Source organism: Streptomyces sp. NPDC002076, from assembly GCF_053593835.1.
Map to the genome: position 1 here is coordinate 15,225 of NZ_JBSFDI010000032.1, position 25,854 is coordinate 41,078.

22 protein-coding genes and 3 pseudogenes are annotated in these 25,854 nt (G+C 67.6%); 11 read left to right on the forward strand and 14 right to left on the reverse strand.

Features of this window, described 5'->3' with window-relative positions; translation table 11 throughout:
* Window positions 1–295: 295 nt before the first annotated feature.
* A complete protein-coding gene (locus tag ACWCQS_RS41150) occupies window positions 296–1,153 on the forward strand; it encodes a helix-turn-helix domain-containing protein (RefSeq protein ID WP_451009250.1) in 858 nt (285 codons plus the stop codon).
* A gap of 324 nt (window positions 1,154–1,477) precedes the next feature.
* Here the strand turns inward: ACWCQS_RS41150 and ACWCQS_RS41155 are convergent.
* The 4 genes and pseudogenes from ACWCQS_RS41155 to ACWCQS_RS41170 form a co-directional block, all read right to left on the reverse strand.
* A pseudogene (locus ACWCQS_RS41155) lies at window positions 1,478–1,819 on the reverse strand (IS1380 family transposase); the annotation flags it as partial.
* Between the two features lie 800 nt (window positions 1,820–2,619).
* Window positions 2,620–5,115, reverse strand: a complete 2,496-nt coding sequence (locus ACWCQS_RS41160; RefSeq protein ID WP_451009251.1) for a SpoIIE family protein phosphatase — start codon at window positions 5,113–5,115, stop codon at window positions 2,620–2,622.
* Window positions 5,116–5,514: 399 nt separating this feature from the next.
* Window positions 5,515–5,943: an ATP-binding protein gene (locus ACWCQS_RS41165; RefSeq protein WP_451009252.1), complete on the reverse strand. Its 429-nt coding sequence runs from the start codon at window positions 5,941–5,943 to the stop codon at window positions 5,515–5,517.
* 337 nt (window positions 5,944–6,280) lie between these two features.
* Complete coding sequence (locus ACWCQS_RS41170; protein ID WP_451009253.1) at window positions 6,281–6,526, reverse strand: DUF5999 family protein; 246 nt, start codon at window positions 6,524–6,526, stop codon at window positions 6,281–6,283.
* Between the two features lie 410 nt (window positions 6,527–6,936).
* On the opposite strand from ACWCQS_RS41170, the gene ACWCQS_RS41175 reads away from it, so the two are divergent.
* The 3 genes and pseudogenes from ACWCQS_RS41175 to ACWCQS_RS41185 all read left to right on the forward strand — a co-directional run bounded on the left by ACWCQS_RS41175 (window position 6,937) and on the right by ACWCQS_RS41185 (window position 7,904).
* Window positions 6,937–7,134 carry a transposase gene (locus ACWCQS_RS41175; protein ID WP_451009254.1) on the forward strand — a complete coding sequence of 66 codons (198 nt, stop codon included), beginning with the start codon at window positions 6,937–6,939 and terminating at the stop codon, window positions 7,132–7,134.
* A gap of 207 nt (window positions 7,135–7,341) precedes the next feature.
* A pseudogene (locus tag ACWCQS_RS41180) lies at window positions 7,342–7,560 on the forward strand (transposase); the annotation flags it as partial.
* 56 nt (window positions 7,561–7,616) lie between these two features.
* Window positions 7,617–7,904 (forward strand): hypothetical protein, encoded by a 288-nt coding sequence (locus ACWCQS_RS41185; protein WP_451009309.1) that lies wholly within the window; start codon window positions 7,617–7,619, stop codon window positions 7,902–7,904.
* Window positions 7,905–8,310: 406 nt separating this feature from the next.
* Here ACWCQS_RS41185 and ACWCQS_RS41190 read toward each other — a convergent pair whose 3' ends face one another.
* Complete coding sequence (locus ACWCQS_RS41190) at window positions 8,311–9,555, reverse strand: MFS transporter (protein WP_451009255.1); 1,245 nt, start codon at window positions 9,553–9,555, stop codon at window positions 8,311–8,313.
* 222 nt (window positions 9,556–9,777) lie between these two features.
* Window positions 9,778–10,434, reverse strand: coding sequence for an isochorismatase family cysteine hydrolase (locus ACWCQS_RS41195; protein WP_451009256.1), 657 nt, complete (start codon window positions 10,432–10,434; stop codon window positions 9,778–9,780).
* A gap of 341 nt (window positions 10,435–10,775) precedes the next feature.
* On the opposite strand from ACWCQS_RS41195, the gene ACWCQS_RS41200 reads away from it, so the two are divergent.
* On the forward strand, window positions 10,776–11,735 hold the full coding sequence (locus ACWCQS_RS41200) for a LysR family transcriptional regulator (RefSeq protein ID WP_451009257.1): 960 nt from the start codon (window positions 10,776–10,778) through the stop codon (window positions 11,733–11,735).
* A 509-nt stretch (window positions 11,736–12,244) separates the two neighbouring features.
* On the opposite strand, the gene ACWCQS_RS41205 is transcribed toward ACWCQS_RS41200, so the two are convergent.
* Window positions 12,245–13,072, reverse strand: coding sequence for an enoyl-CoA hydratase/isomerase family protein (locus tag ACWCQS_RS41205; protein ID WP_451009258.1), 828 nt, complete (start codon window positions 13,070–13,072; stop codon window positions 12,245–12,247).
* A 318-nt stretch (window positions 13,073–13,390) separates the two neighbouring features.
* Here ACWCQS_RS41205 and ACWCQS_RS41210 point away from each other — a divergent pair, with 318 nt between their 5' ends.
* Entirely contained in the window at window positions 13,391–14,293 is a 903-nt protein-coding gene (locus ACWCQS_RS41210) for an alpha/beta hydrolase (RefSeq protein WP_451009259.1), read from the forward strand.
* 130 nt (window positions 14,294–14,423) lie between these two features.
* On the forward strand, window positions 14,424–14,921 hold the full coding sequence (locus tag ACWCQS_RS41215) for a winged helix-turn-helix transcriptional regulator (RefSeq protein ID WP_451009260.1): 498 nt from the start codon (window positions 14,424–14,426) through the stop codon (window positions 14,919–14,921).
* A gap of 349 nt (window positions 14,922–15,270) precedes the next feature.
* On the opposite strand, the gene ACWCQS_RS41220 is transcribed toward ACWCQS_RS41215, so the two are convergent.
* Window positions 15,271–15,732, reverse strand: coding sequence for a MarR family winged helix-turn-helix transcriptional regulator (locus tag ACWCQS_RS41220; RefSeq protein WP_451009261.1), 462 nt, complete (start codon window positions 15,730–15,732; stop codon window positions 15,271–15,273).
* Window positions 15,733–15,851: 119 nt separating this feature from the next.
* Between ACWCQS_RS41220 and ACWCQS_RS41225 the strand changes: the two genes are divergently transcribed.
* Both ACWCQS_RS41225 and ACWCQS_RS41230 read left to right on the forward strand, forming a co-directional pair.
* Window positions 15,852–16,412 carry an NADPH-dependent FMN reductase gene (locus tag ACWCQS_RS41225; protein WP_451009262.1) on the forward strand — a complete coding sequence of 187 codons (561 nt, stop codon included), beginning with the start codon at window positions 15,852–15,854 and terminating at the stop codon, window positions 16,410–16,412.
* A gap of 113 nt (window positions 16,413–16,525) precedes the next feature.
* Entirely contained in the window at window positions 16,526–17,590 is a 1,065-nt protein-coding gene (locus tag ACWCQS_RS41230) for an LLM class flavin-dependent oxidoreductase (protein ID WP_451009263.1), read from the forward strand.
* A gap of 274 nt (window positions 17,591–17,864) precedes the next feature.
* Here ACWCQS_RS41230 and ACWCQS_RS41235 read toward each other — a convergent pair whose 3' ends face one another.
* From ACWCQS_RS41235 to ACWCQS_RS41245, 3 genes are all read right to left on the reverse strand, one after another.
* A complete protein-coding gene (locus ACWCQS_RS41235; protein ID WP_451009264.1) occupies window positions 17,865–18,416 on the reverse strand; it encodes an OsmC family protein in 552 nt (183 codons plus the stop codon).
* A gap of 142 nt (window positions 18,417–18,558) precedes the next feature.
* The gene (locus ACWCQS_RS41240; RefSeq protein ID WP_451009265.1) at window positions 18,559–18,906 is read right to left on the reverse strand and encodes a carboxymuconolactone decarboxylase family protein; all 348 of its coding nucleotides are present in this window, start codon (window positions 18,904–18,906) and stop codon (window positions 18,559–18,561) included.
* Window positions 18,907–18,996: 90 nt separating this feature from the next.
* Entirely contained in the window at window positions 18,997–19,785 is a 789-nt protein-coding gene (locus ACWCQS_RS41245; RefSeq protein ID WP_451009266.1) for an SDR family NAD(P)-dependent oxidoreductase, read from the reverse strand.
* A 409-nt stretch (window positions 19,786–20,194) separates the two neighbouring features.
* On the opposite strand from ACWCQS_RS41245, the gene ACWCQS_RS41250 reads away from it, so the two are divergent.
* Entirely contained in the window at window positions 20,195–21,100 is a 906-nt protein-coding gene (locus ACWCQS_RS41250) for a LysR family transcriptional regulator (RefSeq protein WP_451009267.1), read from the forward strand.
* 716 nt (window positions 21,101–21,816) lie between these two features.
* On the opposite strand, the gene ACWCQS_RS41255 is transcribed toward ACWCQS_RS41250, so the two are convergent.
* Complete coding sequence (locus tag ACWCQS_RS41255) at window positions 21,817–21,990, reverse strand: hypothetical protein (RefSeq protein WP_451009268.1); 174 nt, start codon at window positions 21,988–21,990, stop codon at window positions 21,817–21,819.
* A 513-nt stretch (window positions 21,991–22,503) separates the two neighbouring features.
* On the opposite strand from ACWCQS_RS41255, the pseudogene ACWCQS_RS41260 reads away from it, so the two are divergent.
* Window positions 22,504–23,016: pseudogene (locus ACWCQS_RS41260) on the forward strand (ATP-binding protein); the annotation flags it as partial.
* A 140-nt stretch (window positions 23,017–23,156) separates the two neighbouring features.
* Here ACWCQS_RS41260 and tpg read toward each other — a convergent pair.
* Both tpg and tap read right to left on the reverse strand, forming a co-directional pair.
* Entirely contained in the window at window positions 23,157–23,711 is a 555-nt protein-coding gene (gene tpg / locus ACWCQS_RS41265; protein WP_451009269.1) for a telomere-protecting terminal protein Tpg, read from the reverse strand.
* 6 nt (window positions 23,712–23,717) lie between these two features.
* Window positions 23,718–25,820 carry a telomere-associated protein Tap gene (gene tap / locus ACWCQS_RS41270; RefSeq protein WP_451009270.1) on the reverse strand — a complete coding sequence of 701 codons (2,103 nt, stop codon included), beginning with the start codon at window positions 25,818–25,820 and terminating at the stop codon, window positions 23,718–23,720.
* Window positions 25,821–25,854 lie beyond the last annotated feature (34 nt).

Here is a 25,854-nt window from a genome sequence, read left to right on the forward strand (position 1 = left end):
CGGCGATTGCGATCTCAACCGCACACTTGTCCGTTTGAGCGAAGACCTGTCCCTTGTGCGGAAGTCCTCGGGCCGGGCCTCAGACCGCACAGGACCGGCCAGACCTCACCAGGACGTCGGCGCTCGGCCAAGGGGCATCGGCATGCGCCGCTGCACTGCGGTCGCCGGCGCAACCGGCGCGATCACGGGTTCTGCGACTTCGCGGTCTTCGGGACAGCCGTGGCTCCGAAGTCCGAGGGGACGCGGCGGTGATCGGGACAATCCCAGCACGCAGATGTTGCGTTAACCTGCCGGGATGGACTTCGCAGACTCTCCGCTTCGGCGGTGTCATGTCGGGGGGGAGCTCATCGGCAAAACTGTGGTCCTCAGCCCGTCGGCGCGACTCGAGGTGCTGCAACGACGGACGACGGGAAGCTTGGCCTGGCAGTTCCGCCAGGCGGTCGCTGCCTTGCTCTGGTTCAAGAAGGGCTTTCATGCCGCTCGCCTCCGCGTCGACGGCCACGACGTGGAAACGAAGATCTCCCCCTTGGCCAACCTCGGACTGGTCGCAGCGCAGTCACAGATCGAGGGCGAGTTCGAGACCGCGGAAGTCTGCGACTGTACGCTGATCTTCCTTGACACCTCGAATTTGCCCACGAGCCTTCAGCCTCAACGGTCGATGATGACGTTCGGGAACCCTCAAGTCGTGACCAGTCTGGAGGAGCTGACCCGTTTCCCCGGCCCGGACCCGGATCTGTTCTCCCTCATGCTCGAGGGATGGTTCCTGCAGACCATTGCGCGACTCATGACAGGAACGTCCACCCCGCAGACATCGGGTTGGCTGCCCGCCGCAAGCATTGATCGCGTACAGCAATACGTAGAGACCCACTACGCGGAACCGCTGTCGGTCGCCCACCTGGCCTCAATCGCGGGATTCAGCGAACGGCACTTCGCGCGAGGCTTCCGGGCCGCCACCTCACGTACACCCATGCAGTTCGTGATGGAGATTCGGATCCGAAACGCCAAGCGCCTGATCCGCGAGGGCCTCCACTCGATTACGGACACCGCCTACCTCTGCGGGTTCGGGCAAGCCCAGCACTTTTCAGTCGCGTTCAAGAAAGCGACCGGGGTAACGCCCCGTGACTACATGCGGAGCGTCTCCGGCGATCCGTAAATCCACTATCCGGGGACGCACACGGTCGTGTCCTGGTCTCGATCTTCCGTGACAGTCCGTCGGACTATTCGGCGGGCCGTTTCGGCTCTCCGGGCCCGCCATGGGCAAGGCTGGGGCCCGGTTGTCGTCCCAAGCGGGAGCGGGGTGCCACGGGTCCGGCGTGGTGGTGTAGACCGTCGGGTCAAGAATCGTTGCTGGCCAACCGGATTCGGCAGCGCGTGGAGCGGTCGAGTAGGTCCATGATCACGCCGGTTCAGGGCGAGTGCTTCGCCAGGCGGAGGATGCGGCGGCAAAGAGCAGGCGTAGCCGGAGTCGACGGGCACCCCCGCCCAGGTCCACGGTCAACTGCCCACCGGCGGAGGGCCCTGCTCACCGGCCAACGTCCAGAGGTGTTCGCGTGCTTCGGCCCGGGCGGTGCGGATCGCCGCCAGGGCGCGCTCGCCGCCCGCGGCGAGTGTGCCGATGAACCGGGAGTGGTCGGGTCGGAGGCGACCGGCCCGAAGAGGGCCGGCTCGGCCGCAGCAGGCCGACGTCGGCCGGGGCAACTCCCGCCGAGTGCCACCGCGAGCACGACATCCAGCAGGACCTTGCGCAGATCGTGCACCGCCCGGCCTTGCGCCACGGGGTCAGGGCCACGGATATCGCCTGCCCCAGACCGGTCTCACGGACCTTAGGAATGAGGATCCAGCCGGAACCCAGATATTTTCAGGTCTACCCGTGGATTGGATACCGTCCGTCTTCATACGAACACCGGGCGTTTGCTGTTCCTGGATTTCGACATGTCCCATATTCCATGCTTGCGGCGATGCATCGGCCGTCTGCGCTGCTACTCGACCACCATCCTCAACCTGCACTTCAAGAAAGTCCAGTTAGTGTTAATTCGCGCTTATTTAACCAGAGGTTATGAGTCTGGCTGAGCATCCGGCCGCCTGCACCCCAACACGACGGCCGCAACGCCTCATCAGGTGTCTCCAGGCTGCTGACCGCCGTTCTCCACAAGGCGGTCGGCGGCGTGCGGTTTGGTCTGTGCCCTGCGCTTGGAGCCCGCCCTGCCGGCAGGAGCGAGTGGTCGAGGACCACAAGTGGCGAGACGGGCACTGCGTGCTCGAGACCCCCAATGCGACCCTTGATCTATTCCTGGGTCTCGCACAGAGCAGCGGCGTGCCAGCGGTGCAGGATGCGACGGCGTCGGTTCCGATCGGGCACGTAGCAGCCCCACTCATGTCCGCCTCGTGCCTGCGCGCCGGGTGGGAGAGTGCGTTGGAGTCGGGCGAGCATCGAGGGCATCGGCCGCGGACGGCTGCCGCTCGTCGGCTGGTTCCTCGAGATCGGCGACAACCGTGATGTCGCCGGTCAGCCGGCCACCAGTCGGGCAGTGAGCTCCGTTCCCTCGGGCGGCAGGCCTTGCCACGCATGGACGCGACACCCGCGATCTGCGCGGTAAGCCCTGCCCTCATTGCCGGGGATCACTGTACCGAGTCAGCAGACGCGTACCCGCGCTCACCACAATCGTTGGAACTATGGTTTCTGACGGCAGGTGTCAGTTGCTGTTCGGCCCAGATGAGTTTCCCGTTCGGCGTGTAGCGGGTGCCCCATCTGTGGCTTAGTTGGTCGACGAGGAACAGGCCACGGCCGTTCTCGTCGGTGATGTGGGGGTGGCGTTGGCGCGGGAAGCTATTGCTGGAGTCGTGCACCTCGCAGGTCAGGACCTGGTGGCGGATCAGGCGTAGCCGGATCTGGCCGTCCCCGTGGTGGATGGCGTTGGTGGCCAGTTCGCTGACGATCAGTTCCGTGGGCTCGGTCAGATGCTTCAGTCCCCACTGGTTCAGTTGGCGGGTGGACAGGGCTCGGGCAAGGCTGACGCTGGCCGGGTTCCGCGGCAGCTGCCACGTGGCAACCTGGCTCGGGCCGAGTGAGCGAGCCCGTGCCAGGAGCAGGGTGACATCGTCGCTCGGTGCCTGGAGGGGCAGCGCGTCGATCGCGGACGAGCAGAGATCTTCCAGCGGGAGGTCGGGGCGGGTCAGGGCGGCGCCCAGGCGGTTCATGCCGACGTCGATGTCGTGTTCGCGGGTCTCGATCAGGCCGTCGGTGTAGAGGGCGAGCACGCTTCCCTCGGGCAGTTCCAGGGTCACGGACTCGAAGGGAACCAGCCCGACGCCGAGCGGGGCTCCGGTGGGCAGCTCCGGGAACATGACGCCACCGTGCGGCTCGATGATCGCGGGCGGGGGGTGGCCGGCCCGCGCCATGGTGCACTGTCGCGTGACCGGGTCGTAGACGGCGTACAGGCACGTGGCGGCCATCGTCCCGGTCGTGGGGTCCCAGGGATCGGCATCCGCCTCGGCGAGGCGGATGACCTGCTCGTCGAGGCGGGCGAGCACTTCCTCGGAAGGCAGGTCCAGGTTCGCGAGCGTGCGTACAGCAGTGCGGAATTGGCCCATGGTGGCGGCGGCGTTGATACCGTGCCCGACCACGTCGCCGACGACCAGGGCGACCCGGGCACCGGACAGGGGGATCACATCGAACCAGTCGCCCCCGACGCCGCGGTGGCTGTCAGCGGGCAGGTAGCGCCAGGCCACGTCGGCGGCAGACCCTCCCGTTGCACGGCGGGGAAGCAGATGGCGCTGCAGTGCAAGGGCCACGGAGCGTTCGCGGGCGTACTGGCGTGCGTTCTCCAGGGCCAGCGCAGCCCAGCTGACGAGTTCCTCGGCCAGGAGCAGGTCGTCCTGGTCGAACGGCACACGGTCCTCTGTCCGGACGAAGACCGCCATGCCCAGCACAGCGCCCCGGGCGTGGATCGGAATGACCATCGCAGAGTGCATCGCGCGGCCGCCGGTCACGCGCGCCCGCGCTTGATCGTGGTGATCCAGCCACCTGTCCGGGGAGACGTCCAGCGTCGACTCGCAATGGGACTGCCCCGAGCGCAGAACGCTGATGAAGGGCGACGTCGGTGGGACGACGACGGGCTCTCCCCGCGCATACAGGGGCTCCGGTGTCCCCGGATGGACCGAGGCCAGGCCTGCACGGCGGAAGGCGGGGATGTCTCCGCCCTGCGGGCCGACGCGGGCCCGGGCTCCCTCACCTAGCGGGACCGGCTCCGCCAGATCGACGGTGGCGTAGTCCGCGAGGAGCGGCACCGCGAGGTCGGCCAGTTCCTGCCCTGTCAGCATGACATCCAAGGTGGTCCCGATCCGTTTACTCGCCTCCCCCAGGACCGCCAGACGCTCGCGTGCCCGCCGGCTGTCGGTGACATCCACGCTCACCACGCACACGCCCAACGCACGTCCGGCAGCGTCGTCGAGTCGGAAGAAGGAGGCCGTCAATGTACGGTCCTCACGCACGTCCGTCGGCACGAAGGCCCGGAACTCCACGTTGATCGTCGGGACGCCGCTCTCCAGTACCTGGCGCATCAGCGCCTCGAGCGTGGTGGCCTCCGTGCCGGGCGCCGCCTCCGTCAACGTGCGCCCCAGCCGCTGTTGGGCAGAGATGCCGTCCCTGAACCCCTGGGCGTCGTTCACCCAGGTGCAGCGCAGCTCGGTATCGCGAATCACGACACCGACCGACAGGTGCAGCGATCCGTCCGCCGGTGCCGATATAGGTGCAGCCTTGTCGGTCGCCGAGACGATCCACCGGGCCTGGCCGTCCTGTCCGGACAGCGACTGCACCCACAGGCGCACCTCGATCCTGTGGCCGTCACGGTGACGGACGTCGGCACAGCCGGACCAGCGAGCCGGGGCACTGCCAGCTTCGGAAAACGCCGATGCCCTCGTCCGGTCTGCAGCAGCAGTCAGCAGGACGGCAGCAGAACGGCCCACTATTTCCGCAGCCGAGTAGCCCACGAGCCGCTGGGCGGCCTGCGTCCACCCAACCACCGTCCCCTGCGCGTCGAGCAGGGCGATTGCTGCGCCAGCCGTCGGACAGGCCATCTGAGCTGCGCTGATTGCTGTTTCGGTATTACTGTCCATCAGTCATTCCTTCGTGCCCCGCAATGAGGTTCGCTGGGTACTTGGTCGTTGGCGTGCGCGTCCGGGCCGGTGGCGGGTGCCCGGTTGGGCAGCGGACGGGCATGCACCCCATGCGGGATTCGGGAAGAAGGGGCAGCGATCAGCATGCTTGTGATGCCCTCAGAGAGTGGATCTGGGCCCAGTTGAGCAATACCTGGTATCACTCGTGCGGTTGCGCCAGCGAGCCCCATGCCGGGCGGAAGGTGGTGCTCGCCGTTCGGAACGTGGTACTGCGGCGGCGACGTTGCCCCGCTGCTTTCGCGAGCCGGCCCATTCAGCCTCGCGCTCTTCGTGCGATCGGCCTTGCGGGCCTGCACGATCATGGCGAGCAGGTCCGCGCGGAGCGTCCGGCGATGCTGGTCACGGGCAGGGGTCTTCCGCCGCGAGGCACACCCAAGTGGACTTCGTGCCATTGCCGTTCGCGCTGGTTCCCCACTCCTTGGCGAAGTGGTCGACCAGGATCATCCCTCGCCCGTGCTCCGCGGTCGCCGAGGGCTGGCGGGGGGCCGGGAAGTCACCAGGAGAGTCGTCGCTGACCCTGATCATCAGCTCCTCGTCGGCGTACTCCAGCGTGAAGTTGATGCAGGCGCCATCGGCGTGCACCACCGAGTTGGTGACCAGTTCCGATATGAGCAGCTCAGCCGCCTCTGCCACGCCGCCGAGTCGCCAGGAGTGCAGGGATTCGACCACCATGCGCCGGGCGCGCGCCACCTCTCGCTCGTCGGCGGCGATGGCCGCCTGCAGCAGTACCTGGGGCAGCATCCGGTGGGCCACAGTTTCCGTAATCATCGCAACCCCCGGTGCCGCGATACCCGGCGGTTGGCACTGACGGCGATCAGCGGCCCGGTGGTCAGCGCCGCACCGGACGGCGCGCCCGTCGCGGCGCACGCCGTGACGCCCGCCAGGGACTTGCTGTGTCGGCCGGGTATGTCGCCCAGTTGGCGGGTTACGGCAGGTGGCCCGGTGCCACTCGCGGCCGCATTCTTCGCCGGGACAGAGAGTCTGCGCTCGAGGCAGGTGAATGTGTGGTGGGCGGTTTCGGCGCCGGGCAGGTTCATGCAACTACCCGAGGGGGTGTCGAAGCCGATTTGGTGCCCGGCTATGCGCCGTACAGGAAGTGGATCGTTCATGACGCTTCCCAGCATTGGACGTTGCCCGGCGCTGCGCGCCCTGTCGCAACAGAGGTTGTCTCGGCCACTGAGCCGTCCAACCGCACTGTGGTGCCATCGGGCAGCAGTTCGCCACAGTCGTTGAACAGCACCACTTTGTTGCACAGCAGGTACCAGCTCTGCTGGGGATGGAGCACCACGGCCTGGACAGCGTCGCGGTTCGGTGACTCCACTCCCGGATACGCGGGCCAGTGCTTATGCATGGTGACTCCTTGTCACTCCGGTCTGCGGATGGCTTCTTTTTCGTTAGGCGCAGGGTTGGAAGGCATGCGCCTGCCTCAGCCGACGATGCCCGCCCAGCCGACTGTGAGCGACGGGCGGGGCACGGTCCGGCCCAGGCCGTCGGCCCTGACCCGAATGCGAGGCGGGGTACTGTGCCGGCCCGCCAGGAGGCGCAAGGTGCGGAAGCCTCTGCGTGCATTCACACCTCTTACGGTGCGCGCGAGGAAGCAAAAGTTCCAGTTAGTTGTTCTTGCCGAATTGTGAAAAATGCCTGAATTAAGCACAGAGGTGGGATGCGGTTGCCGAAGGACCACGGATGGCGCATCCGGGGACTGCAGTTGGGTGTTGTGCCGGCGACCGGGTTGCCTGACTGCAGGGGATGTTGGGAGTCATGGCGGAGAAGCGACGGAAGTTCGAGCCGGAGTTCCGTGAGAGCGCCGTACGGATCGTGACGCAGACAGGCAAGACGGTCGCCGAGGACGCGAAGGACCTGGGTATCAACGAGACCACCCTGGCCAGCCGGGTGTCCCGGGCAGGCCCGGCCCGGCCCGGGCCTGCCGGGCCGGGACGGGACGGCACCTGCCAGTGAAGGCGACGAGCTGGAGCGGTTGCGGCGGGAGAACGCCCAGCTCAAGCGGGACAACAAGGAACTGATCCTGGAGCGTGATGCACTCAATCGCTGTATGGTCCTGTGGGTGAAGGAGCCGTGGCGGACCCGTCCCCAGTGGTCGGGGTGATCAGCGACTTCAGGACCGAGCGCAACATTCCTCACCGCGTCTCGTGCCGTGCCCTGGGGGTGAGCGAGTCGTGGTTCTACAAGCACCGCACGCACAGGCCCACCGCACGGCAGATCCGCCACCTGCGGCTGGTCGACGCGGTCAGGGAAGAGTTCAGCAACTCCGGCGGTACCTACGGCTCGCCGAAGATCTGGATCACGCTGGTCCGCAAGGGCTGGCGCATCTCGGTGCACACCATCGCGAAGATCATGGCCGAGCTCGGCCTGGCGGGCCGCACCGTCCGCAGACGCCGGGGCTGCCCCAGGCCCGGCAAGCGGCTGGCGAGCCCGACTTCGTGCGCCGCGAGTTCACCGCGGAGGCTCCCGGCCTCGTGTGGTGCAGGGACACGACGGAGATCGACACCGGCGAGGGCAAGCTGTATCTGGCCACGGTCATCGGCCTGTTCTCCCGCCGCCGGGATCACCGACTTCTACGCTCGACGGCTACACAGCGTATGCCGCTGGAAAGCCCGATCGACTACGAACACGACTACTGGGCCGGCTTCACCGAGGAGCTGGCTGCACAGGAAGGTCTCCACGAAACCAGAAGATTGGCATCAGCGCGGCCACCGTGGCCGAGCTGACCATGCAGGCACTGGCCCACGACCGGTCCGAGGTTCTCGCCGACGAGGGGACAAGGCATGCCGAAGCGTCCCTGTCGCAGCCCGCGAAGGCAGCGCCCACCACCTGAGTCAGGTGCCCGAGTGGCGAGGGAGCGCCGCGGGCAGTGCACACCGGCCCCTGGACACTGCGATGGCGGGTCATGATGACCATGCTGGCTGCCGCGGCCCTGCCACAGGAGGGGCACCGAATATCTCGGCCTCACACCGAGCGAGTTGGCGAGCATTGGTCGCCCACGGCCAGGTCCGGGCGAACAACCGATGAGGCAACAATCTGCCGGGCGAGCCTTTCGGCTTTTGTACCGGCGCTGGTCATATCTCGGATGACGTGGCTGTCGCCGCCCCGGTGACGCCCCATGTGCCGGCGGCGTCACCACGGTTTGGGGCTCGCGGCGGGCGCGGGAGGCATCAGGTCGATCGTTTCCTCGGAGTGTCCGATCCCGGGTGCGCGGCGCTTTCTGACGGTGTGGGCCATCAGAGCCAGCGCTCCGACGGCGATGAAGGCCAACCCCTCGCAGACCACCGCTGTCCAGCCATGTCCTTCGAAGAGTGCGATGGCGCTGGCGGAGCCGGTCGCGCCGCCGGCGAACAGCAAGAAGACATAGACGGTGTTGAGCCTGGCACGTATGGCGACGGGCCCGGCGAAGACGCGGGCCTGGTTGGCTATCTGAGCGCTCGTCGTGCCGTAGCCCAACAGATTGCACCCGGTCAGGAGAGCTGCCACGGAGTTGCCGGCGAGCAGGAAGACGGCGAAGGCCATGGCGGCGGACCCCAGGGCGAGGGCGTTGACGGTGTCGGAGCCGTAGCGGTCGGTGAGCCGGCCGGAGTAGCGGGCTGCCAGTGCACCGGGCACGCTGCCGAGACCGAACAGGCCGGCCGCAGCTGGTCCGAGCCCGAGGGGCTTTTGGGACAGGTGGAAGGCCAGAGTTGCCCAGAACGACGAGAAGGCCGCAAAGCCAGCTACCCCGAGAAGCGCGGACAGGCGCAGTGAGGCATGCCGGAAGATGAGCGGCGGCATGGACGCCAGCAACTTCAGGTAGCCGGTCTTGTCCTGACCGCTGCCGGCCCTGTGTTCCGGCATGTACCGGGGCAGGACGAGCAACAGGGCAGCGGTGGTGGCCGCGGCGGCGAAGTAGCTGGCACGCCAGGTCCCGGTCGCTTCGGCAAGAGCCCCGGAGACGGTCCGGGAGAGCAGCGCCCCCAGGGTCAGTCCCGTGCCTACGGCTCCCAGGACACGGCCTGCCTGGCCGGGCGCGGCCATCGAGGACACGGTCGGCATGATGACCTGCGGCAGCACGGTAGTGACGGACAAGACGAAGGTCGCCAGGCTGAGCAGGGCGAGTGAGGGGGCCAGCGCTCCTGCGAGCAGGGCCAGTGCGGTGATGGCGAGCAGCACCCTGGAGACTCTGCGCAGCCTGGCACGGTCGGCGAGGGGGACGACCGCGACGATGCCCAGCGCGTAGCCGATCTGGCCGAATGTGGCGACGACGCCTGCCGCCGCGGAGGAGACGCCCAGACCCCGCGCGATCCGCTCGAGTAGGGGCTGGGTGAAGTAGATGTTGGAAACGGTGATGGCGGTGGCGGTCGCGAAGACGGGGATGGTGCCACGCTTCACGCCCAAGACAGCGGGCGGTGCAGTCATGTGCGGGCCTTTGGGAAAGCAGGAAGCCCGGGCATCGGGCGCATCACAAGGGGAGGGGGACGGAAACATGGTGTGGGTGTCGTCTGGACCGCGCTGGGAGCCGGTACGCCCGGCGGCGTGAGGGAGGTCAGCGCATCATCGCCCTTGTGAGGACGGCCCGTGGAGGTCGCTTCCCTGGGCTGGCGCCGACCAGACTCACGGCCGTGCTTCCTTGAACGCGGTGACGAGCTCGTCCGTGGTGACGATGGCATGGGCGTAGGTGGGGCCGTTCAGCTCGTGTGCGGCGTGCATCCGCTCGGGCGAGAGGGCCGCAGTGGCGTCACGGACCAGCGTCACGTGATAGCCGAACTCCATGGCGAAACGCGCGGTGGCCTCGACGCATGTGTCCGCCAGCAGGCCCACGATCGCCACATGGGTGATGCCGTGCTGCTTGAGCTGGAAGTCCAGGTCGGTGTTGGCGAATCCGCTCGACCCCCAATGCTCCTGGGCGATGACTTCGCCCGGCTGCGGCTGGAAGTCGGGGTGGAACTCCCCGCCCCAGGAGCCCTTGGCGAAGTGGTGACCGTCCTGGATCTTGCGCTGGGAGGGGTTGGGGTGATCCCAGGTCTCGTAGTCGCCCGGCTGCCAGCGGCGGTGCGGGACGAACGCCACGCGCACGCCGGATGCGCGGGCGGAGTCGACCACGGAGCGCAGGTTGTCCAAGAGGCCGACTTCCTTCGCTACGGGCTCCAGTCGCGGCCAGACCTTGCCGCCCTCGGAGAGGAAGTCGTTGAAGGGGTCGACCAGCAGAACCGCCGTGCGGCTGGGGTCGTAGAGTGCCCGCCGAGAGCGCGGCGGAATGTTTCGGGACATGGGTGAACCTCCTGCGGTCCTTGGCTATGGCATGTGATGGGAAGACGCACGAACCTCGACTAGCGGGAGAGGGCTGCCGGCAGCCGTGGAATGTGCGTCAGCGTCCGCACGGCTCCCGGAGGATGAGACGACTGCTCCGCCGGGCTGACGCACGTACGCAACGAGGCGGCTACGGGTGCCGATGCGCGCCTTCCGTCCCACGGTGCGCCGGATAACGCAGAAGGTCCAGTTAGCAATTCTTGCTAAATCACGAAGAATCTCTGAATTAATCGACCCGGGAGACTTTCCCCCGAAGGAAGCCTATGCTTGATGGTTCAGGCGCATTGCATAAGGGAACCTTCATGCTTGATGTGAGACGACTGCGGGTTCTGCAGTATCTGGCCACCCATGGCACGGTCGCGGCCGCGGCGCAGGCGCTGTATCTGACCGCTCCCGCCATCTCGCAGCAACTGGCAGCGCTGGAACGGGAAGTGGGGCTGCCTGTCGTGGAGAAGCAGGGGCGTACCCTGCGCCTGACCCCAGTCGGTGAGCTGCTGGTGTCCCACGCCGAAATCGTGCTGAGCGACCTGGCTGCCGCCGAATCCGATCTGGAGGCCATACGCGGCGGCGGTCACGGCATCGTCCGCATCGCCGCCTTCGGCTCCGCGGCCCGCGCCCTGATCGCTCCGGTATGGAAGCAGATCTTGGAGGCGGAAGAAGCCGACGCCTCGCTGAAACTGGAACTCGTCGAGCAGGAGCCCGACGCAGCCTTGGAGTCGTTGCGCCGACGGGACGTGGATGTGGCCGTCGTCCACGGGTACACGGTTTTGCCGCGGGACTTCCCCACCGGATGCGAGCAGACCAAGCTCCTTGAGGAACCCGTCCTGCTCGCGCTCCACCCCGAACATGCCGCCCGCCTGGGGATCGAGCCGGGTGAAACCGTGGACCTGGCGCGCCTGTCCGACAGCCCCTGGCTCACACCGGGCCCGGAGACCTCCTGTTACGAGATGATCCAGCGTGCCTGCGGTGCGGCCGGATTCGTCCCGTCCGTCCGCTCCCGCAGCAGCGACTTCTCCGTGCTGGCGGCGCTGGTTGCCGCAGGAGCGGGAGCGGCCCTCCTGCCCCGCATGACTCTCCCGGAGGCGACGCCGGGGCCGATCAACCTCCACCCCCTCCTTCACCCTGTGATCCGCACCGTCTACACCGTCAGCCGGAGCGGCACGTCACGGCGCCCCGACATCCGCTACCTCGGGGAGCTCCTGCAGCAGGCAGCCGATACGGCGATCCTGCAGGAGGAAAACGGCCGAGAGCACTGTCGATGACAACGACTTGTGTGCTTGCACCCGAGCTTCCCCGGGGTGCCCGGGCAGCGACAACGGGGCCGGAGGTGTCAGCCCGGGTGTCCGCCCCGGCCTGACGGAGGACGGCATCCAGCAGCACGGGAAAGCGGCTGTCTGTCGAGGTCCTCGCGGCGCAGGCTGACGAGGCGGCGCCGACCGTGCGGGTCGTTGCGGATGACGCCGGCCTCGTGGAGCGTCTTGAGCTGGTGGGAGAACGTCGACTTGAGGATCCCCGCACCGGCGGGCTGGCAGGCCGCGCCCTCCACAGTCCGGGAGAACGCACATGGACATCGCGCGCCTGGCCAGGCGAATCCCACGCCAGGTTGCCTCGAGCCGGGCGTCGAGGCACACCGGAGTCTGTCGCCCGGTGCGCCGCTCAGGAGGCCGCAGTGGACCATGCCGGTGCCACGCTCCACGCGGGCGTATGCAGCCCCCCTGCCCTGTACCGTCGTCCGGTCCGGCCTTGAAAAGGGGTGCTTGGTGCATCGTGCTCAGAGTTCGCCGACCGCTGCGCCGAAGTCCAGTTCGGTGCGGGAGCGTTCCTGCATCCCGCGCTGCATGAGGGTGCCGAGCCGGGCGGTGCTCGATGGGTCGCGCGCCAGGATCTGGAAGAAGCCCGCGTCGACCTGGACGTCCTCCTTGGGCGGGAGGCCTGCCGCGTTGATGCGGCGCTTGGCCAGTCGCACGGCGGCCTCCGGGAATCCGGCGATGCGCTCCGCGAGATGCTCGACGTGGGCGATCAGCTCCTCATCCGGCAGAGCTTTGTTGACGACGCCGATGCGTTCGGCCTCTCGCGCGTCGAGGTCCTGCGAGCCGAGGATCACCTGCATGGCCTGGCCACGGCCGGCGAGCCGCACGAGCTGCTGGACTGCGCCCGCGCCGGGGAAGGCGCCTATGCCCACCTCGGGCTGGCCGATCACCGCGCGCTCCAGGGATGCGAACCGCATGTCGCACGCGTAGAGGAACTCTCCGCCGGCGCCGCGCGCCCGGCCCTCGAGGACCGCGATCGTGACGGGGCGCGCCTCACTGAGCCGACGGTACAGCGCGCCGAGGCTGATGTCGTCCGGCCCGCCGGATGTCGCCGCCGTCGCCGTGTACTCGGCGATCCGTGTGATGTCCACATGCGGGATGAAGAAGTCCGGGTCCACGCTGCGGAAGACGACCACTCGCGCGCTGCCGTCGGTGTCGGTGTCGTCGAGCAGAGCGATCAGGTCCGCGACGAAGCGTTCGTCGATCAGGTTGATCGGAGGGTTGTCGATGGTGGCCCAGAGGACCCCGTTGCGCAGTTCCGTTCGGATCGTGTCGTAGTTCCAGGACATCGGTGCCGGCTCCTTCGACAAAGTCGCTTGCGATTTGCAAGCAGCCCAGCTACCTTGACATCACCACTTGCGATTTGCAAGTGGCTTGGGAGGGAGTCGCAGAGGGGCGTCCGGCCATCACGTTCACCTGACGCTGGGTCGGCGATCAGCGCGGCCGCCCGGCCGCGGTAGGCCTGGTTGCGACGTTCGTCCAGCACATTCGCCGCCGCATAGGCCTGGGCCCCGACGCGACCGTCTTCACCGAAATCCCGTCGTTTCACAGCGTCAGATGCCCGGCTCACCAACCTCAATGCCGTTATCACGCAAGGAGAGATCACCATGGTCCAGCGCACAGAAGAGCTCATTCACCTTCCGGACGGGACCGTGCTCAGCGCATGGCTGTTCCTGCCGAAGGGCACCGGGCCCCACGCGACCATCACGATGGCTCACGGATTCGGAGGCACCAAGTACCACGGCATCGAACCGGTTGCGCGCAAGTTCGCGGAGGCCGGGTTCGCAGTGTCGCTCCACGACCACCGTGGCTTCGGCGAGAGCGGCGGCGAGCCCCGCCATGACATCGACCCCTATCAGCAGATCGAGGACTGGCGGCGGGTCATCTCCCACCTGCAGACCCTCGACGTGGTCGATGCCGACCGGATCGGGGTGTGGGGCACGAGCTACGCGGGCGGGCATGTTCTCGTGCTCGGAGCGACGGACCGCCGCATCAAGGCCGTCTATTCGCAGGTGCCCACTGTCAGCGGCTCCCAGAGTGGCAGGCGGCGCGTTCCCCCGCACCTGACCCGCGAACTGGAGGAGTCCTTCGCCGCGGACGGGCTCGCACAGGCCCGGGGGGAGTCCCCGGCCATGCAGGAGTTCGTGAACGCCGACCCGAAGGTGACCGCGTCCTACCGGAACACGGACGCGATCAAGTTCTACCTGCAGCACGATCTGCCCGAGGGGATCTGGGAAAACCGCGTCACGGTTCAGTCCAACCGGCGCGCCAGGTCCTATGACCCCGGCCACTGGATCGACCAGATCTCCCCGACACCCCTCATGATGGTGGTCGGCACCCACGACACCGTGGCTCCCACCGACCTGGCCCTTGACGCCTACGAGCGCGCGCTCCAGCCCAAGGAACTCGTCCTCATGCCGGGTGGTCACTTCGACCCCTACCTCGACGGCTTCGAGGCGAGCACTGATGCCGCGGTGCGGTTCTTCCGCTCGCATCTGCAGACGGTGTGAGTCGACGGGGTGTCCCGCCGAGGGACAGGGCCCCCTCCCCCAGGCTGTGGCCTCCGGACGGGATCAGGACTCGTACGGAGGCCAGAGCCATGCTTTAAAATTGCAAGTAGCCTGGGGTCGGGAGGTACCGGTGAAGCGTGGAGAACTGGTCAATTCGGCATGTCCGATCGACCGCTCCTTGTATGAGGTCGGCGACCCCTGGACGCTCCAGATCCTCCGTGATGCCATGCACGGCGTCACCCGGTTCACGGATTTCAGCAAGAGCATCGGCCTCGCAACCAACATCCTGACCGCGCGGCTGCAAAAACTCGTGGCAGTCGGGATCTTCGAAATCCACGAGTCTGCACTCGGCAACTCCCACGAGTACGTCCTCACCGAGAAGGGACGGGACTTCCACACCGTCCTGTCGGCACTGCGTCAGTGGGGCCAGAAGCACCTCTTCGAGGACGACGAGCCGATGAACCGGGTCATCGACGCCCGCACCGGACAACCGCCCCGACCGATGACGCTCACCGCCGAGGACGGCAGGGAGCTGTCGCCCGACGACATCCTCGTGGTCCAGTCGCGGGCGGCGGACCCCATCGAGACCGCCGTACCGATCGACACGCCCCGTCGTCGCAAGGGGTGACTCAGCACCCCGCTCCGGCACAAACCGAGCCATCACCGAACCGGAAAGCCTGGCGGATGGTGCCGACCGCCCCGAGACAGGACCTTGTGCCGCGGGAGATCGGGTCGGTCAGGGCGCCGCCCCCTCGGGGCAGGCGGCGCGGGACGTGTGCGGCAACGGACCGGTACGCAGTCGACGACAGGACCGCCGGTGCTCGGCTTTCACCGGCAACCGACACGAACTCACCGGCACATGTGCAGCGGCCGACCAGGTCTGCACACTTGCGCGGGAAAAACGCCCGACGCGGCCGGCACAGCACAGGATCCGATCCCGTGATGGAGTACTCCACGCCGGAAACAGCGCCGTGGCCTCAACACGCCTTCGCGATGCTTCGAAGTCCGGTTGTGAGCTGCGCGAGGTCATGGCCTGCGAGGTTGTCGAGCACGTGCCGCCGCACGCTGGCCAGGTGGGCGGGCCAGGCCTCTTGCAGGCGGGCAAGTCCGTCCTCGGTGAGGACGGCGTTCCAGCCGCGCAAATCCTCGGCGCACCGGACCCGCTGGACGAATCCCTGCTTCTCCAGGCGACTGACGACGCGGGTCATCCCGCTGAGAGTGAGGTTGCAGGCTTCGGCAAGTTCACTCATCCGCATCCGGCTGTCCGGGGCCTCGGACAGGAACATCAGGGGGGTGTACTCGGACAAGCGCAGCCCTCCGTCGCGAGCCATGTCCGCGTCGACCGCGCGCGGCAGCGCCATCATGACATCGCCCAGCGCCCGCACAAGCGCCTCTTCGGCGGCATCCAGGGGGCGCAGGGACTGCTCTCGAGGGGACATGCCTCACACTATATCTCCTTGACAAGTCAATCAAATATCCAATTTACTTGACCTGTCAAGCAACTCCGTGAGCATCTACTTGACACGTCAAGTAGATATCCTTCGCAAAGGTTCACAAGATGACGAAGATAGGCATCATCCTCGGCAGCACGCGGCCCGGGCGTAACGGTGAGGCCGTGGCCCGCTGGGTGCTCGAGCACGCCGCACGGCGCACGGACGCCGAGTACGAGCTCGTCGACCTGCTGGACTACAAGCTGCCGCTGCTGGATGAGCCCTACCCGGCGGCGATGGGCCAGTACAGCCAGCCGCACACTCACGAGTGGGCCGCGAAGATCGCCTCTCTGGACGGCTTCGTGATCGTCACACCGGAGTACAACCACTCGGTGCCCGGTGCGCTGAAGAACGCCATCGACTTCCTGGCGGCCGAGTGGGCCAACAAGTCCGTCGGCTTCGTCAGCTACGGCTCCACCGGCGGCACCCGGGCCGTGGAGCACCTGCGCCTGATCGCCGGCGAGCTGCAGATGGCGGACGTCCGCTCCCAGGTGGCGCTCTCCCTGTTCACCGACTTCGAGAACTTCAGCGTCTTCAAGCCCGCCGACACCCAGGCCGATGCCCTCGCCGCCACCCTGGACCAGGTCGCCGCCTGGAGCAGGGCCCTCGCGCCGCTGCGCGCCAGCTGACGCAAGAATCACCCAGGCCCATAGCGATCCTGCCCGCACCGGCGCATGACGCCGGTGCGGGCAGGCGGCCCGCACCCACCCTTCCGCCGTTACTGCACGTGAGAAGCCTGTCAATGACCAACCGAGCTGCTTTCCCTGCGGACGGGCACCCGATCACTCTCGGCCTGGACACGTTCGGCGACGTGTCCCACGATGCCCAGGGCCGGCCCCTGCCGCACGGCGCGTCCCTCCGCAATCTCGTGGCCGAGGGGGTCCTCGCCGACCAGGTCGGGCTCGACCACTTCGCCATCGGGGAACACCACACCGACTGGATGCCCCTGTCCGCGGCGGACGTAGTCCTCGCGGCGATCGCGTCACGCACCTCACACATACGGCTCGGATCCGGCGTCACCGTCATCAGCTCCGACGACCCCGTCCGGGTCTACCAGCGCTACGCCACGCTCGACGCCGTCTCCGACGGCCGCGCAGAGCTGATCCTCGGCAGAGGCTCCAGCACCGAGTCCTTCCCCCTGTTCGGCTACGACCTCGCCGACTACGACCTCCTCTTCGAGGAGAAAGTCAATCTCTTCGCCGAACTACGCAAGGAAAAGCCCGTCTCCTGGTCGGGAAGCACCCGGCCGACTCTCAAGGACCAGCCCGTGTATCCACACAGCGAGTCCGGGGCGATCCCGACCTGGATCGGCGTCGGCGGAAGCCCCCAGTCCGTGGTCCGCGCCGCACGCTACGGATTCCCGCTCATGCTCGCCATCATCGGCGGCCCCACGGCGCGGTTCGCTCCCTTCGGACAGCTCTTCCGGCAGGCCCTGACGCAGTACGGCCACCCCGACCAGCCCGTCGGCGTGCACAGCCCCGGACATGTCGCCGCGACCGACGAACAGGCGATTGCCGAGTTCTGGCCCCATTACGAGACGGCCATCCGCAAGGTCGCCCGGCAACGCGGATTCCGCCCTCCCACCTTCGAGCAGTTCATGCACGATATCGGTCCCGGAGGTGCGCTGTTCGTCGGATCCCCCGACACCGTGGCCCAGAAGATCGTCACCACGCTCCGGGAACTCGGCGCCAGCCGTTTCGACCTCAAGTACGGGATGAACGGTCTTCCGCACGAGGCGCTCATGACCAACATCGAGCTTTTCGGAACCAAGGTGGCCCCACGTGTCCGTGACCTGATGACCCCATGAGACACGCCGTCTTCCGCCCGCGCAGCCGCCGGAGGCCCGTCAAACCAACCCTGAACCAAGGTGGTTGGGATACCGGCCGGCTGCCGAGATGCGGCCGCTGAAAGCGTTGAGCGCGGTCCGCCACCCGCTGATGCCGCCCCAGGCCTCGGCGAAGGGCGAACAGCTCCAGGGCGGCATCTTCAATGGTCGTGGGATAGACCGGCCTTCACGCTTCGGTGATCTTGTCCCTGTCCTGGCCGGCGTTCGGAGTGATACCGAACGATCACCGCCCCGATCAGTCAAGCGTTGTGACGACGTCGACCGGGTGGGCGAGCGTATCCCGGATGGCCGAACGACTCTCGACGAGGGAGATGAGCTCCTCGAGCTGCTCGCGAGTGGCGCCGGGAGCGTCGAGGCCGACACGGACGCGGATCTGCTGCAGGCCAGGACGGACCGAGTTGTCGATACCGAGGAACCCGCGCATATCGATGTCGGCTTCGAGCTCCAGGCGGATGTCCTTGAGTTCGATGCCGCTCAGGGCCGCATGCGTGGTGATCGTGACGGTGTAACAGCCGGCCAGAGCATGCAGCACATACTCCGCAGGCGAGGGCGCGGTGTCGGTGCCCAGTGCCGCGGTGGGCTCATCGCTGGCCATCTCGAACTTCGCGACACGCGTCTCGTCGCGCTCGCCCGCTTGGGACAAGACGCCCGTGTGTGTGGTGATCCGGTAGCCGCCCTGCCATGAACCACCGACCGCGAAGGTGGCCTGGCCGAGCGTGGGATTGGCCCCGATGGCGTCGGCGTTGTCCTGCAGAGCTTGGACATCGATCTCGTTGATGACGGACATCAGGATGAACTCCTTTGATGAGTAGCAGTGCCATCGCGCATCAGCGGCGGCCGCCCTTGGGCCACTTTCCTGTGATGAAGTGCGCGAGCACATCCCTCACGGGAGGCCGAAGGGGCGGCCGCTGTGTCGCTCTGGCATCAGGTCACTGGGGAGTGGCCTGCTCGGACTGGTCGAAGAACTTCATGGCCATGAAGCCGTGCGCGTAGCTGCCGCCCGCACGCAACGCCGCGGCGGTCATGATGGTCTCCGCCAACTCCTGCTGGCTTGCGCCTGCAGCGTGGGCGGCCTTGGTGTGCGCCTCGATGCAGTACGCGCACTGGGTGGTCAGCGCGACGGCCACGGCCATGAGTTCGGTGTACTTGGGCGGGATGACGTTGTTGCTGCCGCGCAGGACCTGGGTGTCCCAGGCGATGAACGCTTTGAAGGCCTCTGGGGCGCCGGCACGGATGTTCTTGGCGTACTGATGGTCGGTGTGCTCGTGGTAGGACACGATGCGCTCCTGTGCTGTCGTCTGGACAGATGCGGGGCGTGGCGGCGGCCCGCCCTGCTGGGCGTGTGCGGGAATAGGGGGGTCGGCCGGTCAGTAGTTGTTGCGCCCGGCCCTGACCCCGCCGTCGACGTCCCAGGTGGCGCCGGTGACCCAGTCGGCATGGTCGGACAGGAGGAACGCCACGGTGGGGGCGACGTCGTCGGGGTCTCCGGTGCGGCCGAGGGGATGGAATGTGTTGAACGCATCGAGCGCGGAGTCGATTTCGTCCTTCGGGATGAACGCCTCATAGATGGGGGTGCGGACCACGGCAGGAGCCACCGTGTTGACGCGAATGCCGTGCGGAGCGAGTTCCATGGCCAGGTGCTGGGTAAGGGAGTGCAGGCCGGCCTTGGCCACCGAGTACGCCGAGGACGGTGTGGCGGCCATGGCCTGATGCGCCAGCATGCCTCCGATGTTGACGATGGCCCCCTTGCTCCCGCGGGCGATGATGTTGCCGGCGACGGTCTGGGTCAGGAAGTAGAAGGCCCGAGTGATGGCCTGGTAGTGGTCGTAGTCCTCCGGGGTGTGCTCCAGGAAGGACTTCGGCTCGAAGACGCCCGCGGCGTTGACGAGAAGAGTGGCGTCGGCATGATGCTCCGTCAGGTCGCCGCGCAGACGTTCCACGCAGGCGTGGTCGAACAGATCGGCCGCCAGGCCGACAGCGTTTCCGGACTCAGCCAGATCGGCCACCGCCTTGGCGGCGCTGGCCTTGCTCCGGCCGGTGACGACGGCGCTGCCGCCGCCCTCAAGGACACGGCGGGCGGCAGCCAGCCCGATACCGCTGGTACCGCCGATGACGATGACCTTCTTGCCGGTGAAGTCGAACGTGTTGTTGGGCATAGGTGTGCTCCTAAGTGTGCGTTCTTACATGTCAGAGGAGTTTTCGTACGGGCCGCGGCCGACCGATCCGTCGTCTCGCCAGGCCTGCGCCCAGGACAGGTGGACGGCTGCCGGAACGACTGACGCACGTCAGCGACAAGTCCCTGGAGAGGCGGCAACCCCGCTGCTGATACTTGCGCGGCGCATGGCACGGAAACCGACGCCAGCAGGCACATCTCCCACAGTGGGTGGAATAGAACAAAAGGTCCAGTTAGTTGTTTTTTGCCGATTATGAAGGATGCCTTACCCACTGTCGGACACGGCCGATGCCGCAGCGGAGACGCCTCCGACCGTAGGACGCTGCGCTCTACGCCGGTAGAGGATCATGAGGAATGTGGGCATGGCCCATGGTTATGGCCAAGGAGAGAGCATGAACATCGAGGCACTTCGCTACGCCCAGGCCGTCTCCCGCACGGAGTCGTTCAGTGCTGCTGCACGGGCTTACGGGGTGACGCAGCCGGCCCTGTCGAACGGCATCGCCCGGCTGGAGGCGGAAGTCGGCGTGAAACTCTTCGACCGCTCACCGCGCGGGGTAAAGCCCACTGTGCACGGCGCACAGATCCTGCCCCTGATCGACCAGGTCCTTGACGCTCTGGACACGCTTGTCGCCGAGACCCAGCGGCTGGCCCGTCCACTCACCGAAACGATCCGCATGGGCATTTCGCCCCTGATCGGGCCCGACCTCGTCAGCCGTGCCTTCCAGGCCGCCCGCGCCCTGGACCGTCCACGCGATCTGGTCCTGCGGGAGGCCGACCTCGCCCCCCTGCGCAGCGACCTTCAGACAGGCCGCCTGGACATCGTCCTCGTCCCCGCCGTACCCGGCATGCCCGCCTTCCGGCACCGCGTCATCGCCCGCGAACCACTGGTCGTGATCGACCCCGCCGCCTCCGGGGCCGACAGTCCGGTCGAGCTCAAGGCCGCAGCCGACGCCACCTACATCCTCGGGCCCCGCACCTGCGGACTGACCGCCTTCACCACTGAGCTCTTTCACAGCCACGGCCTGCCGCTGCGCACCTACCCGGGCGAAGCCGCCAGCTTCCGGGCGGTGGACGAGTGGGCAGCCATGGGTCTGGGCGCAGCACTCCTGCCCCGCTCGAAGATCACACACGAGCACACCAGCTGCCGTCCCCTCCTCCAGGCCGGGACACCCATCGAGATCACCTACGAGGCGGTCTGGGCCTGCGACACCCCCCTCGGAGCCGACCTGGACGACTTCGTCACCGCGCTCACCGAGACCGAAAGGGTCCCGCTCGCCGCGGCCGGCACGGCGAAGTGAAGACGTTTCAGCGTCCTCATCCGCTACACGGACACCCTCGACCAACTCCTCTGCCAGACCGCCCAGCAAGCCATCGAGGACGACATCGAAGCCATCACCAAGGAACTCCTCGACGACATGCTCGTCGGCCGCAACGACCCCGACGACGACTGGACCTAGCCAATCAGGCTCCAAAAACGATCACTACAGCGGCGGTAAGCCCGGCTGGCTCTCACCCTGCGCGACGAAGGCCGCCGCCACACACCGCCCGTGGGACGGGGCCAGCCATGACACAGGAGATGATCACCATGCAGGAATCGGACATCATCACCGTCACCATCAGCGACAGCTCTCGCCTGGCGCTGCTGTTCAGCGTGGACAGCGCACAGCCAGGAGGAGAAGCAGTTCATCGAGCGAGTCGGGCACCTGCTGCACACCGGGCTCGCCGGCCACGCCCCGCGCACGTGCCAAGAGGCTGAACAGTGCCTGGCAGATCTCGTCGACACCGTGAACCGGACCCTCGCCTGACGCCAGCGATCCGAGACGGCCCGCTTCCCGGAACCGGTCTGCCGTACGCTTTCCTGCAGGTCACGGCCCGATCGGGCGTCTGTCGCGAAGGCGGCCACTACGCGCGAGTTCTGTGGGCAGTTGGGCGACCGCACTCACGCAATGACGCCCCGGAGGATGGATCAGGCAAGGCGCCGCTCGCTCTAGCGGGCCAGACCTCCTACGTGGCGTCACCCGGCGGGGCCGTCGAGCCGCAGCGTCACCGGCGTGATCCGGTCATGCCGGGCTGCCCAAGCCGCGCCGACCCAGCGGCGTTCGGGGCGGGCAAGGATGACCGCAACGACGACGCTGTGGAATCCCAACTCCGGGTTCTGCGCCGGCTGCGGAGGCTGGCCGCCGACCACGGCGTTGCTCTCCTGTGCCGGCTGCTGAAGGAAGCCCGCTCCTCCTTCTACGCGTGGCCGGCCGGCGAGAAGACCCGGCGGGCGGAAACTTCACATGGTCACCCAGCTGCCGATCCTCCTGGGGCAGCGCGCATCCATCAGCGATGACCGCAAACGCCTCGCCGTCAGCGTCTACATCTGGACCTGCGTCTACTGAAGGCGAACGCGAGTTCGCACTCTGCCCACCACCCATCGCCCACGACCCCGAACTCCGCACCGTCTGGAGCCGACAGCGGCACAACGTCTGCCACTGACTCAGGCAGACTGACACACGGGACGGCCTCCCCTACTACCGAGCCCTCAAGCCGCTACTCGACGTCCACGCCGAGCAGTTGGCCAAGGCGATCGACCGCGACCTTGCGAGATAGGTGACACCTGATCTTGGTGGTTGACACCACCCCGAGACACGCCGAAGCCATACCGGATTGCTGCTATGCATGTTCCCGCGGCCCCACGACGCTAGCGTCGAGTCTCGTGATCGTATGGCTCAACGGCACCCATGGCGCAGGCAAGGCGACGACCAGTGTGCTCGTGCAGCAGCTGATCCCGGATTCACGGGTGTTCGACGCCGAGAAGGTCGACGAGACGCTCATGGACATCACGCCAGGGCTGCCCGCGACGGACAACTTTCAGCACTGGCCGCCGTGGCGGCCGCTCGTAGTCGAGACCGCCCGACGCATCCTCGACTACACCGGCGGCACCCTGGTGATGCCCATGACGGTCCTGGTCGAGCAGTACTGGCGCGAGATCAGCTCGGGCCTTGCCCAGCATGCCATTCCGGTCCGGCACTTCGTCCTCCATGCCGACCAGGACACCCTCCGCGGGCGCATCGCGGGCGACACTGTTCTTGGCCCCAACTCCCCATTCCGCCTCCAATACCTTGAGTCCTACGCCGAGGCGGCCCGTACGTGGCTGCACGCCGAGGCCGAGGTCGTCGACACCACGCGCCTCACCCCCGCCCAGGCCGCCCAGCAGATCGCAGAGGCGTCAAGAGTTGAGGAAAACGACCTGGGCGGACGGCCACGCCGCCGGCGTCAAGCCTCGCAGGTGACCACAAGCCTGCCTATGCGACAAACTAGCGTGCTTCGGCTCAACACGCCCGATCCGCGTACCAAATCGCAAGGCGGTCAGTAGTCGAGGTCGATGTAGTCGATGTCGGTGAATTCCACGAGCAGGCCCTGCGCGCGGCGTCCGCGGTCTTTGAAGTAGATCTCCTGGAGGCCTTCGGCGACGATGTCCTTCAACTGTTGCTCGGTGGCGCCGGCGGCGTGAGCGTCGAAGAGTCGTGTCGCGTAGGCGGGCGGCAGTCCTTGGGTGATGGGCCGCAGCCGCGGGTCGTCGGTGGTGCCAGGGGCTGCGGTGAACCCGAATCGCGCTCGGGTGTCGATGTAGATGCCGCCGGTGGTGGCGGCCTGCTTCTTCGCCCTGGCACGGACGCGGGGCTGCCACCGTTTGCGGACCTCGGCGGCAAGGCGTTCGGCAAGGTCGTGGCGGGGCTGTTTGAGCTGTCCCTTGAGGTAGCGCTCGACGGTGCGTTGGGTGATGCCGAGCAGGTCGGCTGCTGCTTTGGTGCCCTTGGCCTGTCTCACCAGGTACTGCATTTGTGTCTTGGCCGACTTGGGGATGGGGCGGGTGAAGTGCGCGGCGTCGGCTCTGTCGAGGCTGTCGGCGAGGATGCCCATCGAGGTCTACTCCCCGTCGTCCTGGCCGGAGACGATGCCCGTCTTGATGTGCCGGGCGATGTTCACGTCCGGACCGTATTGCTCGGTGAGTCCTTCGGCCCACAGCACGCTCTGGGTGCCCTCGTGTTTGACCATGCCGGGCGAGACGCCGAGCCGGAAGCCGCCGGGCAGGGGCTTGCCGTCCTTGTAGGGGAGGAAATCGAGGGGGCTGGGGCCGTCGGAGGCGTAGACGGCGCAGTCTGAGAGGACCGCCACCGGGTACAGGTCTGCTTCGGCGGCAAGCTTGAGCATCTTGCGGTGCATGTTGATGCGGGCGTTGGCGATGACGGCGGCGCGGATGTCGGGGCGCCAGGTGGGGCGGGCGAGGGCAGGCCAGGGCTCACCCGGCCGCCAGCCGCCGCTGCGGGCCCGCTCGCGCAGTTTGCCGATTCCTCCCTTGACGGTGGCCTTGATGGCGCTGAGCACGGCGGCAAGGACGGGGTCGGTGTGCTGGTGGCCGGCCATCGCAGTCAGGAACTGCTCCTCGGGCATGCCGGGGGTGATGCCGAGTTCGGCCATCGTGGCGACGTAGGCGTCGCGCAGTCGGGTGTACCAGGCGTCCAGATAGGGGCCGTGCTCGTAGCGCAGATAGGCCTCATGAGGGGTGACGGGGTAGCCGAGTTCGACCGCGTAGGCGACGGTCGGGGTGGCGTACCAGGCCGGACCTGTGGGGCGTTCGCCGTGGGGGGTGAACGGGCTGGGCAGGCGCTCGTCGAGGTGGATGTGGGAGAGGTCGACCAGCCAGGAGCCGGGCAGTTTCGCGTCGAAGACCGGCTGGTGGACGTGGACGGGGGCGGACAGGCCGACGGTCAGGCGGTTGGCGGCCGCGGCGAAGGCCATGTTGACGTCGATGCCGACCACGTAGGGCTTCATGCATTCCGCGTCCGTCAGCGGCCTCGCCCACTGGTAGGCCTCTTCGTCCAGCACCTGGTCGGGGGTGCGCTGATGGAAGCGGGGATACAGGGCGGCGACGGCCGGATGGCCGTCGGGAGCCTCGGGCGGGGCGCACTCGACCGGTTCACTCAGAGAGCCGGGCATCGGGCCGGAGATCCAGCTGCCGGTGGCAGGGTCCTTGACCGCGCGGGTAGGCGGGCGCAGCGCGGTCATCAGTTCCAGTCCGGTGACGGCGGTGGAGCCGCACGGGGTGAGCACGCGAGTGGCGTAGGTGCCCAGCAGGCGGGCGAGTTCGGCCGGCTGCAGCTGGTGTGCTGTCCCCCAGGAGCGGGTGTCGAGCGCGCCCCAGGGGACGACGGCGAACTGCACGCACTGGCGGCGTGCACCGTCGGCCGTGCGGTAGACCCGCGCCCACGGGCCGAAGCCGCGCTTCGTCAACTTCCATTGCGCCGCGGCGAGTTGTTTCAGCGCCGGGTGGTCGTCGGGCAGGCGCAGGCCGCGCCGGTCCTCCAACACGGCTGGCAGGCCAAGGCGTTGGACGGCGGAGGTGGTCAGCACGATCAGCGGGTCGGCGTCCTTGCCCGAGCGGTGCAGGCGGGCAGCGCCCAGGTCCGCCTCGCGCAGCGTCCACTCAACCAGCGTGGGGAGATCGGTGAGCGGGCAGTCGAGGACCAGGCCGCCGGTGCAGTACGCCGAACCGTCCCCGTCGACGACGGCGAGCGGCCCGTTGGCGAAGCGCGCGTCCCCGGCGGCCGGGGCCGCGGTCTTCTTGACCGTTGGTCGGCGCGCCGCCACCGGCGGCCGAACCGGGGTTGCCCGGTCTGAGGCGGGCACGACGGGCGACGTGGGCGCTTGCGGCTGCGAGATGACAGTTGGGCTGGTGCTAGGTCCCGACGCCGAGCCGGAGGGCGGCTCGGGGGCGGGGAAGCGGGCAGCGAGGCCGTCGAGAAGACGGATGTAGGCGGCCCGCTTGGGAGGGCGCGGTTCGGTGCGTCCCGATTCCCAGCCGGTGACCGTCTCCCGTCGCACCGTCAATGCGTTCGCAACTTGGTCCTGGCTCAGGCCTGCGGCTTCACGCAGGCGCTTGCGTTCGGCGGGATCCGGCAGCGCGTCCGCTGCCGCCTGCTCCAGCAGGGCATCGACCGATGCGAAGAGCCCGTTGTGCTCGTCGGACATCAAGAGCTACCTCCACCTCCACCCTACCTGAAAC